This window comes from Saccharothrix sabaoui (assembly GCF_051756985.1).
Taxonomy (GTDB): domain Bacteria; phylum Actinomycetota; class Actinomycetes; order Mycobacteriales; family Pseudonocardiaceae; genus Actinosynnema.
The window spans coordinates 91,907-107,818 of the sequence record NZ_JBPKJK010000003.1 but is presented as its reverse complement, the minus strand read 5'-3'; the positions used below and the strand labels follow the sequence as shown (position 1 = coordinate 107,818).

Annotated in this window: 15 protein-coding genes; 11 read left to right on the top strand and 4 right to left on the bottom strand. The window is 73.8% G+C overall.

From position 1 onward, the window contains the following. Positions 1-9: 9 nt before the first annotated feature. The 5 genes from ACR807_RS01950 to ACR807_RS01930 all read left to right on the top strand — a co-directional run bounded on the left by ACR807_RS01950 (position 10) and on the right by ACR807_RS01930 (position 6,129). The gene (locus tag ACR807_RS01950) at positions 10-1,005 is read left to right on the top strand and encodes a ketoacyl-ACP synthase III family protein (RefSeq protein WP_438919415.1); all 996 of its coding nucleotides are present in this window, start codon (positions 10-12) and stop codon (positions 1,003-1,005) included. Further along, positions 1,002-2,672 carry a non-ribosomal peptide synthetase gene (locus ACR807_RS01945; protein WP_438919414.1) on the top strand — a complete coding sequence of 557 codons (1,671 nt, stop codon included), beginning with the start codon at positions 1,002-1,004 and terminating at the stop codon, positions 2,670-2,672. Before ACR807_RS01950 ends, ACR807_RS01945 begins: the two co-directional genes overlap by 4 nt. Beyond that, on the top strand, positions 2,669-4,249 hold the full coding sequence (gene cmdF / locus ACR807_RS01940) for a tyrosine 2,3-aminomutase (protein WP_438919413.1): 1,581 nt from the start codon (positions 2,669-2,671) through the stop codon (positions 4,247-4,249). Before ACR807_RS01945 ends, cmdF begins: the two co-directional genes overlap by 4 nt. A 102-nt stretch (positions 4,250-4,351) precedes the next feature. Continuing rightward, positions 4,352-5,515: a pyridoxal-phosphate dependent enzyme gene (locus ACR807_RS01935; RefSeq protein ID WP_438919412.1), complete on the top strand. Its 1,164-nt coding sequence runs from the start codon at positions 4,352-4,354 to the stop codon at positions 5,513-5,515. A gap of 59 nt (positions 5,516-5,574) precedes the next feature. Then, positions 5,575-6,129 (top strand): helix-turn-helix transcriptional regulator, encoded by a 555-nt coding sequence (locus ACR807_RS01930; protein ID WP_438919411.1) that lies wholly within the window; start codon positions 5,575-5,577, stop codon positions 6,127-6,129. Positions 6,130-6,184: 55 nt separating this feature from the next. Here the strand turns inward: ACR807_RS01930 and ACR807_RS01925 are convergent, their stop codons facing one another. Then, on the bottom strand, positions 6,185-7,642 hold the full coding sequence (locus tag ACR807_RS01925; protein ID WP_438919410.1) for an amino acid adenylation domain-containing protein: 1,458 nt from the start codon (positions 7,640-7,642) through the stop codon (positions 6,185-6,187). Next, complete coding sequence (locus ACR807_RS01920; RefSeq protein ID WP_438919409.1) at positions 7,639-8,763, bottom strand: acyl-CoA dehydrogenase family protein; 1,125 nt, start codon at positions 8,761-8,763, stop codon at positions 7,639-7,641. Before ACR807_RS01920 ends, ACR807_RS01925 begins: the two co-directional genes overlap by 4 nt. 190 nt (positions 8,764-8,953) lie before the next feature. On the opposite strand from ACR807_RS01920, the gene ACR807_RS01915 reads away from it, so the two are divergent. The 6 genes from ACR807_RS01915 to ACR807_RS01890 are packed head-to-tail and all read left to right on the top strand — an operon-like array spanning position 8,954 to position 13,838. Next, a complete protein-coding gene (locus ACR807_RS01915; protein WP_438919408.1) occupies positions 8,954-9,220 on the top strand; it encodes a phosphopantetheine-binding protein in 267 nt (88 codons plus the stop codon). A 12-nt stretch (positions 9,221-9,232) separates the two neighbouring features. Next, complete coding sequence (locus tag ACR807_RS01910; RefSeq protein WP_438919407.1) at positions 9,233-10,579, top strand: NAD(P)/FAD-dependent oxidoreductase; 1,347 nt, start codon at positions 9,233-9,235, stop codon at positions 10,577-10,579. A 13-nt stretch (positions 10,580-10,592) separates the two neighbouring features. After that, positions 10,593-11,960, top strand: a complete 1,368-nt coding sequence (locus ACR807_RS01905; RefSeq protein ID WP_438919406.1) for a TrpB-like pyridoxal phosphate-dependent enzyme — start codon at positions 10,593-10,595, stop codon at positions 11,958-11,960. A 9-nt stretch (positions 11,961-11,969) separates the two neighbouring features. Then, a complete protein-coding gene (locus ACR807_RS01900) occupies positions 11,970-12,914 on the top strand; it encodes an amidohydrolase family protein (protein ID WP_438919405.1) in 945 nt (314 codons plus the stop codon). Position 12,915: 1 nt separating this feature from the next. Further along, positions 12,916-13,380 carry a MaoC/PaaZ C-terminal domain-containing protein gene (locus ACR807_RS01895; protein ID WP_438919404.1) on the top strand — a complete coding sequence of 155 codons (465 nt, stop codon included), beginning with the start codon at positions 12,916-12,918 and terminating at the stop codon, positions 13,378-13,380. Beyond that, entirely contained in the window at positions 13,377-13,838 is a 462-nt protein-coding gene (locus ACR807_RS01890) for an aminoacyl-tRNA deacylase (protein ID WP_438919403.1), read from the top strand. Before ACR807_RS01895 ends, ACR807_RS01890 begins: the two co-directional genes overlap by 4 nt. Here ACR807_RS01890 and ACR807_RS01885 read toward each other — a convergent pair. Both ACR807_RS01885 and ACR807_RS01880 read right to left on the bottom strand, forming a co-directional pair. Then, complete coding sequence (locus ACR807_RS01885) at positions 13,816-15,006, bottom strand: cation:proton antiporter (protein WP_438919402.1); 1,191 nt, start codon at positions 15,004-15,006, stop codon at positions 13,816-13,818. The genes ACR807_RS01890 and ACR807_RS01885 overlap by 23 nt on opposite strands. 11 nt (positions 15,007-15,017) lie before the next feature. Beyond that, positions 15,018-15,911: a DMT family transporter gene (locus ACR807_RS01880; protein ID WP_438919401.1), complete on the bottom strand. Its 894-nt coding sequence runs from the start codon at positions 15,909-15,911 to the stop codon at positions 15,018-15,020. Position 15,912: the final 1 nt, after the last annotated feature.

Sequence of the window (15,912 nt, the reverse complement as noted above, 5' to 3'; positions counted from 1 at the left end):
GGGGACCGGATGCGAACGCCCGACCTGTACGTCGCGGGCCTCGGCGCCCACCTGCCCCCGCGGGTCGGCACGGCCGACGCCGTGTCCCGGGGCTGGTACCCCGCCGAGCGGGCCGACGCCGACGGCATCACCTCGGTGTGCGTCGCCGACGAGCACGTGGCGGCCGAGATGGCCGTGCTGGCGGCGAAGGAGGCGTTGGGCGGTGCGCCGCCGCCGGTGCGGGCGGTGCTGCACACCTACCTCGACTCCCAGGGCGCCCGGTACTGGTCCGCCGCGCCGTACGTGGCGGCGCGCACCCTCGGCGCCGGTGTCCCCGGCTACGACGTGCTCCAGTCCTGCAACGGCGGCCTGGCCGCGGTGGAGCTGGGCGCGCGGCTGCTCGCCGACGGTGGCGGCCACGTGCTGGTCACCGCGGCGGACCGGTTCGACGCGGCGGGCTTCGACCGGTGGAACTGCGACTCCCAGGCGGTGTTCGGCGACGGTGCCGGCGCGCTGCTGCTGAGCGCGCACGGCGGGTTCGCCCGGATCACCGCCATCGCCACCGGGTACGACAACGGCCTGGAGGCGGAGTCGCGCGGCGACGGGTTCCCGCCCGGTGCCGGGCCGGTGGACTTCACCGCGACGCGCGAGCGGTACCACGGCCACGTGCTGCCCGTGCACGAGCACGTGGAGCGGATCGGGGACGTGATCACGGAGACGTTCGAGCAGGTGCTGGACGAGGCCGGCACCACCGCCGCCCGGATCACCCGCGCGGTGCCGGTCGTGGCCACCCAACCGGTGCTCCTCGGCCTGTTCCACCGCATCCTCGGCATCGACGACGCACTGTCCACCTGGGACTTCGGTGCGACGACCGGGCACCTGGGCGCCGCCGACAACCTGGTCGGCCTGCACCACCTGGTGACGACGGGCGCCGTGGGCCCCGGCGACACGGTGCTGCTGGTCGGCGGCGGCAGCGGGTACGCCTGCACGCTGGCGGTCGTCGAGGTGACGGAGCGGGTGCCGTGAACACCTGGGAACGGCTGGCCGGGCACGACCCCGCCCGGCCCGCCGTGCACAGCGCCGAGGGGGTGACCACCTACGGCGAGCTCGCGGAGCGGGTGGACCGGTGCGCGGCGGTGTTGTCGGCACTGGGGCCGGCCCCCGGCGAGGTCTTGGCCGTGGAGGTGGACGAGGGCCTGCCGGCGGTGATCGCGCTGGTGGCCGCCCTGCGGGCCGAGGTGCCCTTCGCGTGGCTCACCCCCGCCTACCCGCCGCTGCGCCGCGAACAGGTGGTGCGGGACTGCCGGCCGGCGGCGCTCCTCGTCTGGAAAGCCGGGAGACCCGCCGCCCGCCGCCTCGGCGGCCGACCGGGGACGGTGCCGGCGGACACCGGCTGCGTGGTCTACACCTCGGGCTCCACCGGCACCCCCAAGGGGATCGTGCAACCCCGCGCCGCCCTCGACCAGTTCGCCCGCTGGTTCGCCGAGGAGCTGGCGCTGGCGCCGGGGAGCCGGGTGCTGCAGTGGGCCGCGATGACCTACGACGCCGCCTACGCCGAAGTGCTCGCGGCGCTGCACGCCGGGGCGACCCTGGTGGTGCCGTCCGCCGAGGAGAAGAGCGACCCGGCCCGGATCGCCGAGCTGGTCGCCGAGCAGCGGGTCAGCCACCTGCTCACCGTGCCCAGCCTGTGCCGGGCCCTGTTCGCCGCCCGCCCCGACCGGCCGCTGCCCGGGGTCGGCTCGCTGGGCCTGTTCGGCGAGGTGCTGCCGCCCGACCTGCTCGTGGCCGCCGCCCGGCACCTGCCCAACGCCGAGGTCCGCAACTTCTACGGCCCCACCGAGTGCACCCTCGCCACCTGGTACCGCGTGCCGGCCGGGTTCACCGGCGAGGTGGTGCCGGTCGGGCGGCCCGTGCCCGGCCGCGACGTCCTGCTGGACGGCACCGGGGTCGCCGAGGTCCTGGTCCGCTCGCGGTACCTCGCGCACGGCTACCTGGGGCGGGAGGAGGAGACGGCGCAACGCTTCCTGCCCGACCCGGGCGGCGACCCGGCGGTCCGGGTGTACCGCACCGGCGACCTCGGGCGGTACGACGCGGACGGGGAGCTGGTGTTCGTCGGCCGGCTGGACGACGAGGTGAAGATCCGCGGCGTGCGGGTCCGGCTCGGCGACGTCGAGGCGGCCCTGTCGACCGCGCCGGGGGTCGCCGAGGTGGCGGTGCGGCTGCACGGCGCCGGGCGGGTCGCGCCGGAGATCGTGGCCTACGTCGCCGCGCGCCCCGGCCGCCGACCGGACGTGACCGCGCTGCGCCGCCACGCGGTGCGCGCGCTGCCGCCGGTCATGGTGCCCGCCCACTACGTGCTGCTCGACGACCTGCCCCGCACGTCGACCGGCAAGGTGGACCGGGCGGCGCTGCCCGCGCCCGTGCCCGCGTCCCCCGGCGGCCCGCCCACCGGTGACCTGGAGCGGGAGCTGGCCAGCATCTGGCAGGAGGTCACCGGGCGCGCCGGGATCGGGGTGGACGACGACTTCTTCGGGGTCGGCGGCCACTCCCTGCTCGCCCCCCGGGTGGTGGCGCGGGTGCGGGCCCGGTTGGGCCTGGCCGTGCCCCAGCGGGCGGTGTTCGACCACTCCCGGTTCGCCGACTTCGCCGCCTACCTCACCACGCTGCGCACGCCCACGGAGGAGCAACCATGATCGTCCTCGACGGCTACGGCCTCAGCCCGGAACAGCTGTCCGCGATCGCCTTCGACGGCGAGCGGGTGGAGGTGGCGGCGGACAGCGCCGCGGCGCTGCGCGGCGCGTTCGACCGGGTGCGGCGCTGGGGCGAGGAGCGGGTGCCCGTCTACGGCGTCAACACCGGCTTCGGCGAGCTGGCGCACGTGGTGGTCGGCCCGGAGTGGCAGACCGCGCTCCAGGTGAACCTGCTGCGCAACCACGCGACCGGGGTCGGCGCGGTGTTCGACGAGCCGGTGACCCGGGCGATCCTGGCCGCCCGGCTGAACTGCCTGGTCCGCGGCTACTCGGCGGCCGGCCCGGCCGTGGTGGGGATGCTGGTGGAGTTCCTCAACCGCGGGGTGCACCCGCTGATCCCGCAGCAGGGCTCGCTGGGGGCCAGCGGCGACATCTCCCCGCTGTGCCACATGGCGCTGCCGGTCATCGGCGAGGGCCGGGTGGTGCACGGCGGCGTGCGGCGGGACAGCGCCGACGTGCTCGCCGAACTCGGCCTGGAGCCGGTGACCCTGGGCTTCAAGGAAGGGCTCGCGCTGATCAACGGCACCTCGGCGTCCACCGGGGCCGCCGCCGTGGCGCTGGTGCGGGCGGAGGGGCTGCTCCGGCTCGCGGTGTTCCTCTCCGGCCTGTACGTGCAGTGCCTGCGCGGCAGCACGGGGGCGTTCGCCGCCCGCGGCCACGAGCTGAAGGGCCACCCCGGCCAGATCGCCGTGGCGGCGACGCTGCGCGCACTGCTCGAAGGCGGCGACCTGACCCGCGAGCACGTCGACCTGATGAACGAGATCAGCGCCCGCACCCGGGACGCCGGGGGCGTCGTCGACGCCGGGGTCTACATCCAGTCCGCCTACACGCTGCGCTGCGTGCCCCAGGTGCTCGGCCCGGTCCACGACACCCTGCGGTACTGCCGGACCGTGCTGACCCGCGAGCTGAACTCCTCCAACGACAACCCGCTGATCTTCGAGACGGCCGAGGAGTCCTTCCACGGCGGCAACTTCCACGGCCAGTACGTCGGCATGGCCTGCGACTACCTCGGCATCGCGGTGACCGAGCTGGGCGTGCTCGCCGAGCGGCAGGTCAACCGCCTGGTCGACCCCCACCTCAACGGGGAGCTGACCGACTTCCTCGCCCTCGACAACAGCGGGCTGTCCTCCGGGCTGAGCGGGACCCAGTACCTGGCCACCAGCATCGCCGCCGAGAACCTCGACCTGGCCGCGCCCGCGTCGGTCAAGACGCTGCCCTCCAACGCCGGCAACCAGGACATCGTGAGCATGAGCCTGAACTCGGCGCGCAAGGCGCTGACCCTGTGCGACAACGTCGGCACCGTGCTCGCCGTGCTGGCCGGCTGCCTGTTCCAGGCGAGCCACCTGCTCGGCCCGCAGCGGCTCAGCCCGGCGGCGGCGGCCTGGCACTCGGCGCTGTCCGAGCACGTGACCCCCTACCGGGACGAGGTGCCGGTCCACCAGCTGGTCGACCGGGTCAGGGAGTTCGCGCTGGGCGAGGAGGGCCGGCAGCTCGTCGGGAAGTTCGTGGACCTGACCTGACCTGACCCGATCTGACCTGACCCGATCTGCCCCGATCTGACCGACCGACCCGACCCGACCCGACCTTTCCCGTCCGATCGCGACCGACCCCGTGGAGACGCCGTGTTCGACGCGCTGCTGAACCTGTCCGCGCACTGCCCGGGCGCGGTGCTGGACCCGGAGACGGAGGAGCCGATCACCCTGGACCGGCTGGCCGCCGTGCTGCCGCCCTCCCTCGCCGAGCTGGAGCTGTCCACCGAACCCCTGGTGCCCGTGCCCGAACCGCTGCGGGAGGGGTTCGCCCGTTACCGCCCGACCCCCCTGTTCGAGGCGAGGGCGTTCGCCGAGGCGGTCGGCAACGGCTGCCGGGTGTTCGTCAAGGACGAGGGGGCGACGCCCTCGGGCAACCACAAGGCGAACAGCGCCCTGTGGGTCGCCTACCACTGCGCGCGGGACGGCATCGGGAGGATCACCACCGAGACCACCGGCAACTGGGGGATCGCCCTGGCCCTGGCGGCGGCCGAGTTCGACCTGGAGGTGCTGTGCTTCATCGACGAGGCCAGCCTGCGGGCGCGACCCGACCGCGCGGAGCTGATGCGGGCCGCCGGCGCCCGGGTGGAGGTGGTCCGCCCCGACGACGACGCCCGGTTCGACCCGCTCGTGCTCTCCGCCAACCACGCGGTCGAGCACACCCGGCGGCAGCCGGGCGCCCGGTACGTGTTCGGCAGCGTCTACAACTACTTCATCCTGCCGCAGACGATCGTCGGGCTGGAGGCGCGCGAACAGCTCGGCGACCTGCGGCCGGACGTGGTGGTGGGCAGCTGCGGCGGCGGGGCCAACCTGCTCGGCATCTCGGGCACCTACCTCGTCGACCGCCTGGCCGGCGTGGACGGGCCCGACGTGGTGTGCGCCGAGTCCGAGCTGTGCCCGATCGTCAGCAAGGGCGTGCTGGGCCGGTACTCGATCGACGACCAGGGCTTCTACCCGAAACTGCACACGTACGGGCTGGAGCGGCTGCTCGGCTCCGACTACATCGGCGGCCTCGGGTCCACGATCGTGGCGGCCCCGGTCGCCCGCTGCCACGCCGAGGGCCTGATCCGGACCACCGCCGTCAGCACCGGCCAGGCGCAGGCCGCCGCCGCGCTGTTCGCCGGGACCGAGGGGCACGCGGTGGCCCTGGAGACCGGGTACCAGCTGGCCGCCGTGATCACCGAGGCGCGCCGCGCCCCGGGCAGGTCGATCCTGGTGAACATCAGCTCGATCGGGCAGGCCGCCACGTTCGCGTGACCGCGGCCCGGTCTTTCGTGCGAGAGTCCTGGTGTGGACCGAGGCGAGCAGGAGGTCGGATGTCCGGTGTCGTCGTCGAACAGCGGTTCGCGCAGTGGTTGCAGATGGCCGGTCTGGACCGGCTCGACCTGGAAGCGCTGGCCCGCTACGCCCTGAGGTCGTCGGACCAGGACCCGGAGAAGGCCGAACTGCTCAGAACGGTCGTGCTGTGGTTGCAGGGACGGGGAACCGCGGGGACCGTGCCGTCGCTGGTCCTCGACTTCATGGACGAGTACGCCGCGGCCGCCAGCCGGGCGGCGGACGAGCTGCGGTTGGCCACCAACACCCTGATCGCGAGCGCCGAGCCGGGGGAGCGGTCGGGGGTCCCCCGGCGGCGCGCCCGCCTCACCGACCGCGAGCACGAGGTGCTCGCCCTCCTCGCGCACGCGCTGTCCAACCGGCTGATCGCGGTCCGGCTGAGCATCTCGGAGAAGACCGTGAAGAACCACATCACCTCCGTGTTCGCCAAGCTCGGCGTGTCCAGCCGCAGCGAGGCCCTCGTCGTCGCGCTCCACGAGGGCGTGCTGGAGGACCGGGGCCCGGACCGCGCGGAGAGCCGGGTGGGCGGTTCCTGACGGGCCGTGCCGGTGCCGCCCGCCTGTCCGCACCGAGGGCCCACGGCCGCGCGGGTCACCCCGTCCGGCGCGCCGGGTCGGCGGTCAGCGCCCTGCGGTCGACCTTGCCGTTGGGGGTGCGCGGCAGGCTCGCCAGGACGTGCAGCCGGTCCACGATCATGGTGCGGGGCAGCAGCGCCGCGCAGTGCCGCTTCGCGTCCAGCAGACCGAAATCGCCGCCGTCCGCGGGCACCACGTACGCCGTCAGCCGGGCGTCCACGCCGCTCCCCACGACGGCCACCGCCACCTCGCTCACCCCGGGGTGGGACTGGAGCGCGGCCTCCACGTCGCCCAGCTCGACCCGGTTGCCCCGGATCTTCACCATGTCGTCCCGGCGACCCAGGTAGTGGAACTCCCCGTCCCGCAGCACGACCCGGTCCCCGGTGCGGTACGGGCCGCGGTGGGGCTCGGCGCCGTGGTAGCCCAGCATGACGGTCGGCCCGTCGACCACCAGTTCGCCCTCCTCGCCCGGTTCGGCGGGGGTCCCGTCGTCCCGGGCGGCCCACACCCGGTCGCCCGAGCAGGCCCTGCCGATCGGCGCCGGGCGGGTCCAGTCGGCGGGGACGTCGGCCACCTCGTAGAACGTGCACACGTTCGTCTCGGTCGGCCCGTACAGGTTGAGCAGCCGGGCCTCGGGGAAGGCCGCGCGCACCGCGCGCAGGTGGTCGACGGGGTAGGGCTCGCCGGCGAACAGCACGGCGCGCAGCTCCGGCAGGTCGGCGGTGAGCAGGCCGCCGTCGCGCGCCATCAGCACCAGCACCGACGGCACGGAGTACCAGACGGTGATCCGCCGTGCCGAGAGGAGGCCGACCAGCAGGCGCGGCGCGTACGCGGTCTCCTGCGGCACGAGGTGCACCGACGCGCCCGCCAGGAACGCGACGTACAGGTCCAGCACCGACAGGTCGAAGTGCAGCGGCGCGTGGTTGGCGAACCGGTCCGCCGCCCCGGCCCCCAGCTCGTCCGCCGCCCACTCGACGAACGCCATCGCGTTGCGGTGCGAGATCCGGACGCCCTTGGGGACACCGGTGGAGCCGGACGTGTAGAGGACGTACGCCAGGTCGTCCGGTGACACCGGCACCCGCGGCAGCGGTCCCGCCGGCTCGCCGGCGGGCGTCACGCACACCGCGGTGAACCCGCCGCCCAGCGCCTCCACGCCCTCCGGCGTGGTGACCACGACCCGGGGCGCGCAGTCCCCGAGCACCCGCACGACCCGGTCCACCGGGCTCAGCGGGTCGACCGGGACGTAGGCCGCGCCGAGCCGCAGCACCGCCTGCGTCGCGACCACCGCGGTGGTGGACTTCGGCAGCCACAGGGCGACCCGGTCGCCGGCCACGACGCCCAGCGCGGCCAGCCGGTGGCCGAGCGCGTCGGCCGCGGCGTCCAGCTCGGCGTAGGTCAGCTCCCCGTCGCCCGCCGAGACGGCGACCGCGGTGCTCGACGCGTGCTCCCGGACCAGGTCGTGCAGGAGTCTCACAGTCCCAGCTCCTTGGCCATCTGCTCCAACTGCATCTCCGACGTGCCGGAGAACGTGGTCGCCGCCACCGCGTCCAGCAGCTCCTGGCCCACCCCGGACCCGAGCCGCGTACCGGCCCCGCCGAGGAGGCGCATCGCGAACGCCGCCGTGTCCACGGCCGCCTCGCTGATCGCGAGCTTCGCGCCGGCCACCTCCGCCGCGGCCCGCTCGCCGCGGTCCAGCAGCCAGCACGCCCGCCACAGCAGCAACCGGGCCGCCTCCACCCGGCCGTGCAGCCGCGCGACCGCGTGCGACACGGCCTGGTTCTTCCCGATGGTCCTGCCGAACTGGCGGCGTTCCCGGGCGTGCGCGACGCACCGCTCCAGCAGCCTCCCCGCCTGCCCCAGGTAGGCGCCGAACAGGCAGGTCCGCTCCCACCGCATGGACGACTGGAAGATGGCGGCGCCCTGACCGGGCACGCCCAGCACGTGGTGCGCGGGCACCCGGCACCCCTCCAGGCGCACCTCGCCGGCCGGGCAGGTGGGCAGCACGGACTTCCCGAACGGCTCCACCACCAGGCCGGGCGCGTCCCGCTCCACGACGAACCCGGTCACGCCCAGGTGGCCGAACTCCGGGGCGGTGGACGCGTAGACCACGAACACGTCGGCCTCGGGGGCGTTGCTGACGTACGACTTCACGCCGTCCAGGACGTAGTGGTCGCCGTCCGCGCGGGCGGTCGCGCGCAGCGCCGTGACGTCCGACCCCGCGTCCGGCTCGGTGATCGCGTTGGCGCCGACCCACTCGCCGGAGGCCAGCAGCGGCAGCACCCGCTCGCGGACCCGCTCGTCGCCGTGCTCGGCGATCGGCATGGCGCACGCGAACAGGTGGGCCAGCGCCGCGAACACCAGCCCCATGTCGGGGCAGCCCAGCCCGAACGCCTCCGCGGCCCGCGCGGTGTCGAGGAACCCGCGGCCGGACCCGCCGAGGTCGGCCGGCACGCTGTAGCCGAGCAGCCCGGCGTCGCCGCACCGCCGCCACCGCTCCCGGGTCAGCGCCGCCGGCCGCTCGTCCGGCCAGGCGGCCACCTCCGCGCGGACGCGGTCGAACTCGGCCTGCTCGGCCAGGTGCCATCCGAAGTCCACGCGATCGACACTAAGCAGTCGGCCCCCGGATGTCCTCCGCCGGAAGGGCGGCCCGGCACTGGCCGCACGGACAGGTCCGCCTCCGCCGAACGGCCGGCTGCCGCCCGCCACAACGACGGAAGACAGCGGTTTCCGCCGCTCATAGCATCCGAAGGACATCCGGTGGCCTGGCGCGGATACGGAGATGTGCATGGAACACGCTGAAGTGCTCGGCACGCTGACGGAGTTCATCCGGGAGAAGGTGCTGGACTCCGCCGGCGTGGAGGTCCTGCCGGACACCCCGCTGCTGGAGTGGGGAATCCTCAACAGCCTGTCGACGACGGCCCTCGTCGTCTTCATCGGTGAGCGGCTCGGGGTCGACGTGCCGGCCGAACGGATGGTGGGGAGCAACTTCCGCGACCTGGACAGCATCACGCGACTGGTGCTGGAGCTGGAGAACGACGTCCGCAGAGTCTGAGCTGGGAGCACCGTGACAGACGTTGACTTCGACATCGGCATCATCGGCGGCGGCCCCGCCGGTTCCACGATCGCCTCCTACCTGGCCAGGGCGGGCATGTCCGTCGTGCTGCTGGAGGGCGAGCTGTTCCCCCGCCCGCACGTCGGCGAGTCGCTGATCCCGGCCACCACCCCGGTGCTGGCCGACATCGGGGCGCTCGCCAAGGTGGACGAGGGCGGTTTCCCGCGCAAGTACGGCGCGGCGTGGACCTCCGCCACCAGCAACGACATCTCGTCGCTCGGGTTCAAGCTCTCGCACGGGTTCAAGGCCGCAGAGGTCGAGTTCCGCGAGCGCGACCAGCGGGGCGTCGACCAGGACTACACCTACCACGTGGACCGCGGCCAGTTCGACCTGCTGCTGCTGCAGCACAGCGAGTCCCAGGGCGCCAAGGTCTACGAGGGCGTGCGCGTGCAGCGGGTGGAGCTGGACGAGGACGTCAAGCGGATCGTGTTCACCCTGGGCCGCACCGAGGTCGGCGTCCGGGTGCGCCTGGTGGTCGACGCCAGCGGTCGCAGCACGCTGCTCGGCCGCCAGCTCAAGCTCAAGGTGCCCGACCCGGTGTTCAACCAGTACGCCATCCACACCTGGTTCGACGGGCTGGACCGCTCGGCGCTGGCGGTGGACCGCAAGCAGGCGGACTTCATCTTCATCCACTTCCTGCCGATCACCGACACCTGGGTCTGGCAGATCCCCATCACCGACACCGTCACCAGCGTCGGCGTCGTGACCCAGAAGAAGCACTTCACCGCCGCGAACCAGCAGTGGGGGGCGTTCTTCGAGGAGGCCGTGGCGACCCGGCCGGAGCTGGCCGAGGCGCTGCGCAAGGCCGAGCGGGTCCGGCCGTTCAAACCCGAGGGCGACTACAGCTACGCCATGAGGCAGGTCTGCGGCGACGGCTGGCTGATGGTCGGCGACGCGGCCCGGTTCGTGGACCCGATCTTCTCCAGCGGTGTCAGCGTCGCCATGAACAGCGCCCGCATCGCGTCCTACGACATCCTCGAAGCCGCCGAGCACGGCGACTTCACCAAGCCCTCGTTCGGCCGCTACGAGACCAAGCTGCGCCGGGCGGTGAGCAACTGGTACGAGTTCATCTCGATCTACTACCGCCTCAACATCCTGTTCACCGCCTTCGTCGCCGACCCCCGCTACCGGCTGGACGTGCTGCGGATGCTCCAGGGCGACGTGTGGGACGGCGACGGCGAACCGGCCGCGCTGACCCGCATGCGGGACATCACGCGCGAGGTCGAGGACAACCCGGACCACCTGTGGCACCCGCACCTGGGCACCCTGCGCGCCCCGAGCCAGGCACCGATGTTCTGAGGGGACCGACGACGTGAAGAAGTACCTGCTGTCCGAGGACGACATGCCCACCCAGTGGTACAACGTCCTGCCCGACCTGCCCAAGCCGCTGCTGCCGCCGCTGCACCCGGTGACCCGCGAACCGATCACCGCGGCCGACCTCCAGCCCCTCCTGCCCGACGAGGTCATCGCGCAGGAGTTCAGCCCGCAGCGCTGGATCGACATCCCCGAGGAGGTCCAGGACGTCTACCGGATCTGGCGACCCTCGCCGCTGTACCGCGCGGACCGGCTGGAGAAGGCGCTCGACACCCCGGCGAAGATCTACTTCAAGTACGAGGCCGTGTCGCCCGCCGGGTCGCACAAGCCGAACACCGCGGTGCCGCAGGTGTTCTACAACGCCCGCCAGGGCGTGCGGCGGCTGACCACGGAGACCGGCGCGGGCCAGTGGGGTTCGGCGCTGTCGTTCGCGGGCAGCCTGTTCGGCGTCGAGGTCACCGTCTACATGGTGAAGGCGTCGTACCAGCAGAAGCCGCACCGGCGCTCGCTGATGGAGACCTGGGGCGGCGAGGTGTTCCCCTCGCCGAGCACGCGCACGCAGGCGGGCCGCGACGTCCTCGCGCAGGACCCCGGGTCGCCGGGCAGCCTGGGCATCGCCATCAGCGAGGCCGTGGAGGACGCGCTGGCCCACGACGACACCAAGTTCGCCCTCGGTTCGGCGATGAACCACGTGGTGCTGCACCAGACCGTGATCGGCCTGGAGGCCAAGCGGCAGATGGAGATGGCGGGCGACTACCCGGACGTGGTGGTCGGCTGCGTCGGCGGCGGGTCGAACTACTCCGGCCTGACGTTCCCGTTCCTGGCCGACACGCTGACCGGCGCCCGCAGCGGCACCCGGTTCGTCGCCGCCGAACCCGCCGCGTGCCCGACCCTGACCCGGGGCCGGTACGCCTACGACTACCCGGACACCGCCGGCCTGGGCCCGCTGCTGCACATGAAGACGATGGGCCACGGCTTCATGCCGCCGCCCATCCACGCGGGCGGCCTGCGCTTCCACGGCGACGCGCCCACGCTGTGCCTGCTGCACGACGAGGGTTTCGTGGAAGCCGTCGCCTACAACCAGAACGAGGTGTTCACCGAGGCCGTGCGGTTCGCCCGCGCCGAGGGCTTCGTGATGGCGCCGGAGTCGTCGCACGCGCTGCGCGGCGCGGTCGCCGAGGCGCTCGCGGCCAAGGAGGCGGGGGAGGCCCGCACCATCCTGTTCGGGTTCTCCGGGCACGGCCACTTCGACATGGGCGCGTTCGACTCGTTCCTGGCTGGTCAGCTGGAGGACTACGAGGTGCCGCAGGAGCAGGTCGACGCGGCGCTGGCCGACCTGCCGAAGATCCCGGCCCGGACGGTCTGAGGCGCCGGGGTGGACTGGATCGACGTGCACCACCACGCGTACCACGGGCGGCTGGCCGACGCGCTGGCCGCCCGCGGCGTGACGCACATGGCGCCGGGTGTGCCGGTGCCGCGCTGGGACCCCGCCGACAGCCTCCGGGTGATGGCCGAGCACGACCTGGCCGCGGCCGTGCTGTCGGTGCTGGTGCCGGACGCGGCGCTGGTCCTGCCCGACGCGGCGGACCTGGTGCGGCAGATCAACGGGTGGACCGCGGACCTGGTGCGCGAGCACCCCGACCGGTTCGGGCTGCTGGCCACCCTGCCGCTGCCCGACCTGGACGCCGCGCTGGCCGAGGTCGGGCACGCGTTCGACGTGCTGGGGGCGGACGGCGTGGTGCTGCCCGCCTCCCTCGCCGACGGCGCCGTCCTCGGCGACCCGGGCCTGGACCCGCTGCTGGCGGAGCTGGACCGGCGCCGCGCGGTGGTGTTCGTGCACCCGAACCCCGGCTACCGGTGCTCCTGCACGGGCGCGCCCGACTTCGCCGCCGCCGTGCCGCCGCCGCTGGTCGACTTCGTCGCGGACACCACCCGGGCGGTGGCCAACCTGCTGTTCCGCGGCGCGCTGCGCCGCTTCCCCCGCATCCGGTTCGTCCTGGCCCACGGCGGCGGCACCATCCCGTTCCTGGCGGGACGGCTGGAGCTGGCCCGCACCTGGGTGCTGCCCGGCCAGGACGGCCCGGTGGGGGAGGAGCTGGGCCGGCTGTACTACGAGACCGCGCAGTCGTCCGCGCCCGCCGCGCTGGCGTGCGTGGACGCCCTCGCCGAGCCGGGGCACGTGCTGTTCGGCACGGACTTCCCGTTCATGACCGGCCCGGTGGTCGGGCAGACCCGGCGCGAGGTGGCCGCGCACCGGCCGGACATCGGCGGGGCGGGGCTGGCGCTGTTCCCCCGCCTGCGCGCGGCGGCGAGGAGGTGACGTGCGGTACTTCGAGGACTTCCGGGTGGGCGACGTGCACGAACTGGGCAGCCGCCGGATCTCCGAGGCCGAGATCCGCTCGTTCGCGCACCAGTACGACCCGCAGCCCATCCACCTCGGCCCGGCGGGCGGGCCGGTGATCGCGAGCGGCTGGCAGGTGGCCGCCACGTTCATGCGGCTCTACGTCGACTCGGTGATCAGCGGATCGGCCGCGGAGGTGTCGCCGGGCATCGACGAACTGCGCTGGCTGCGGCCGGTCCGGCCCGGCGACCTGCTGGTCGGGCGGATGACCGTGCTGGGCACGACCCCCTCGCTGACCCGCGCGGACTGCGGCATCGTGCGCCAGCGCGGCGAGCTGACCGCCGACTCCGGGCACCCGGTGATGCGGTTCGTGTTCCACGGCCTGATGCGCCGGCGCCACCGCGCGCCGGCGGACGGGGTCCGCTCCGATACCCTGCGCCCATGACCGGACGGACCCCCGCGCACATCCTGGAAGCCGCCGGTGTGCCCTTCTCGTCCTTCACGCACGCGCCGATCCGGACGTACGAGGACATCGAGCGCGAACTGGACCTGCCCGCCGAGCGGCTGCTCAAGACGCTGGCGTTCCGCACGGGAGACCGGTTCGTCCTGGTGTCCCTGCCGATGCTGACCCCCGCGGGCTACGGCAAGATCGCCAGGGCGGCGGGCGTCCCGCGGTCGAAGCTGCGCCGCGCCGGCGAGGACGACCTGGCCGAGCTGGGGATGGCCCCCGGCGGCATCAGCCCGCTGACCGAGGTCGCCGACCGCACGGTCGTGTTCCACACGGTGGTGCCGGACATGGGCACGGTCTACTGCGGCAGCGGCCGGGACGACGAGACCATCGAGGTGGACGCGGCGAGCCTGGTCGACCTGGTGCGGCCGGTCATCGCCGACGTGGCGAGCTGACCACCTCCACCGGGGCGGCCCCCCGGCGCAGCAGCTTCACCAGCGGCCCGGTCATCATCGTGGTGAGCACCGCCATCAGCACCAGCTGCGAGTACAGGTCGCGGTCCAGCAGGCCCAGTTGCAGGCCGATCCCGAGGATGACCAGCTCGGTCAACCCCCTGGTGTTGAGCAGCGCGCCCACCGTCGCCGACTCCCGCCAGTCCAGCCCGCACCACCGGGCCGCGCCCACCGCGCCGGCGAACTTGCCGCCGACCGCGACCAGCAGGATCAGCCCGAAGTCGGCGAACCCCGACCAGGTGGTGCGGGACAGGTCGACGTTGAACCCGGCGACCACGAAGTAGACCGGCAGCAGCAGCACCTTGCCGACCTGCTCCACGCGCAGCGTCACGTCCGCCCGCAGGGTCGTCGCCGACGGCATGACGAGCCCGAACAGGAACGCGCCGAAGATGAAGTGCAACCCCATCCACTCGGTCAGCGCGCTCCACCCGAGCAGGCCGATCAGCACCACCGCGAACGCGTCCCGCCCGGAGGCCGCGATCCGCGCCAGCAGGGGCCGCACCACCAGGAAGCTCACCAGGACCAGCAGCAGCACCAGCGGCAGGCGCCACTGCCCGCCCGCACCCGAGCCGAGCAGCGCGATGGTCACCGCCAGCATCGACCACGCCAGCAGGTCGCCCAGCGCGGCGCTGCCCAGCGCCAGCACCCCGACCCCGTCGCGGCCCATGCCCCAGTCGGCGAGCATCCGCGCCAGCACCGGGAACGCCGTCACGGCCATCGCCGTGCCCAGGTAGAGCGCGAACGCCGGGCGGTCGTCGTCGGGCCGCAGCACGGTCGCCAGCAGCACCCCCAGCAGGAACGGGGTGACCATGGACCCCAGCGACAGCGCCGCGATCGTGCCGAACCGCTCGCGCAGCAGGTCCCGGTTGAACTCCAGGCCGACCAGGAACATGAACAGGACCAGCCCGACGTTGGCCAGCGAACTCAGCATCGGCCGGATGTCCGCCGGGAACACCAGGTCCGAGACCACCCCGCCGAACAGCGTCGGCCCGATCAGCACGCCCGCCAGGATCTCGCCGACCACGGCGGGCTGCGCGAGCCGCGTCGCCAGCCACCCCATCACCTTGGCGACCGCGACGATCGCGGCCAGCGCGAGGAGGAGCTGGATCACCTGGTGGGAGTTCACACCGGTGCCGGTTTCCCGCTGCGCGCGGGCCGCAGCCCGATCGCGAGCCCCACCAGCACCAGGCACGCGCCGACCAGGTCGGCCACCCGGGGCTGACCGGTGCCCAGCACCACCGTGGACACCACCGCGCCCACCGGCAGGAACCCGGAGAACAGGCCGGCCCGGTCGGCGCCGAGCCTCGGCAGCGAGGTGTACCAGCACAGGAACGCGAACACCGTGACCACCACCGCCAGGTAGCCCAGCGCGAGCGCCTCGGAGGCGGTCGGCACCCGCACCAGGTGCGGTCCGTCCAGGACGAGCCCCACCACGACCAGCTGCGGCACGGCCATCGCCGCCGAGTACGCCGACACCCGGATCGCGCCGAGCCGGCCCAGCACCGGCAGCGCCAACAGGGAGAACCCCGCCTCGCACGCCAGCGCACCCAGGGCCAGCAGCAGCCCCAGCGGCGACCCGCCGCCGAACCCGCTGGTCACCGCGACCCCGGCGACCACCACAACGGATGCCGTCAGCACCCGGGGCGCGGGTTTGCGGCCCTCCGTCACCGGCCCCAGCAGGGCCAGCACGATCGGCACGGCGGCCACCACGGTGCCCACGGTCGCGGGGTCCGCGAACCGGGTGCTCTCCACGATCAGCACGTTGAACGCGGTCAGCCCGGTCAGCGCGAGCGCCGCGAGGAAGAACACCTCGCGCCGGGTGAGCCGCACCGGTCCCTTGCCGAACACCTGCGCCACGGCGAGCAGCAGCACCGCGCCGACCAGGTAGCGCACGGCCTGCCCGCCGTAGACGGGGTAGTCGTGCAGCGCGGGGGAGACACCGGTCAGCGTGCCCACGCAGAACATCGCGGTCGCGGCACCCAGGGCGCCGCGTTGCACGTCGGTCAGGTTGGGCAAG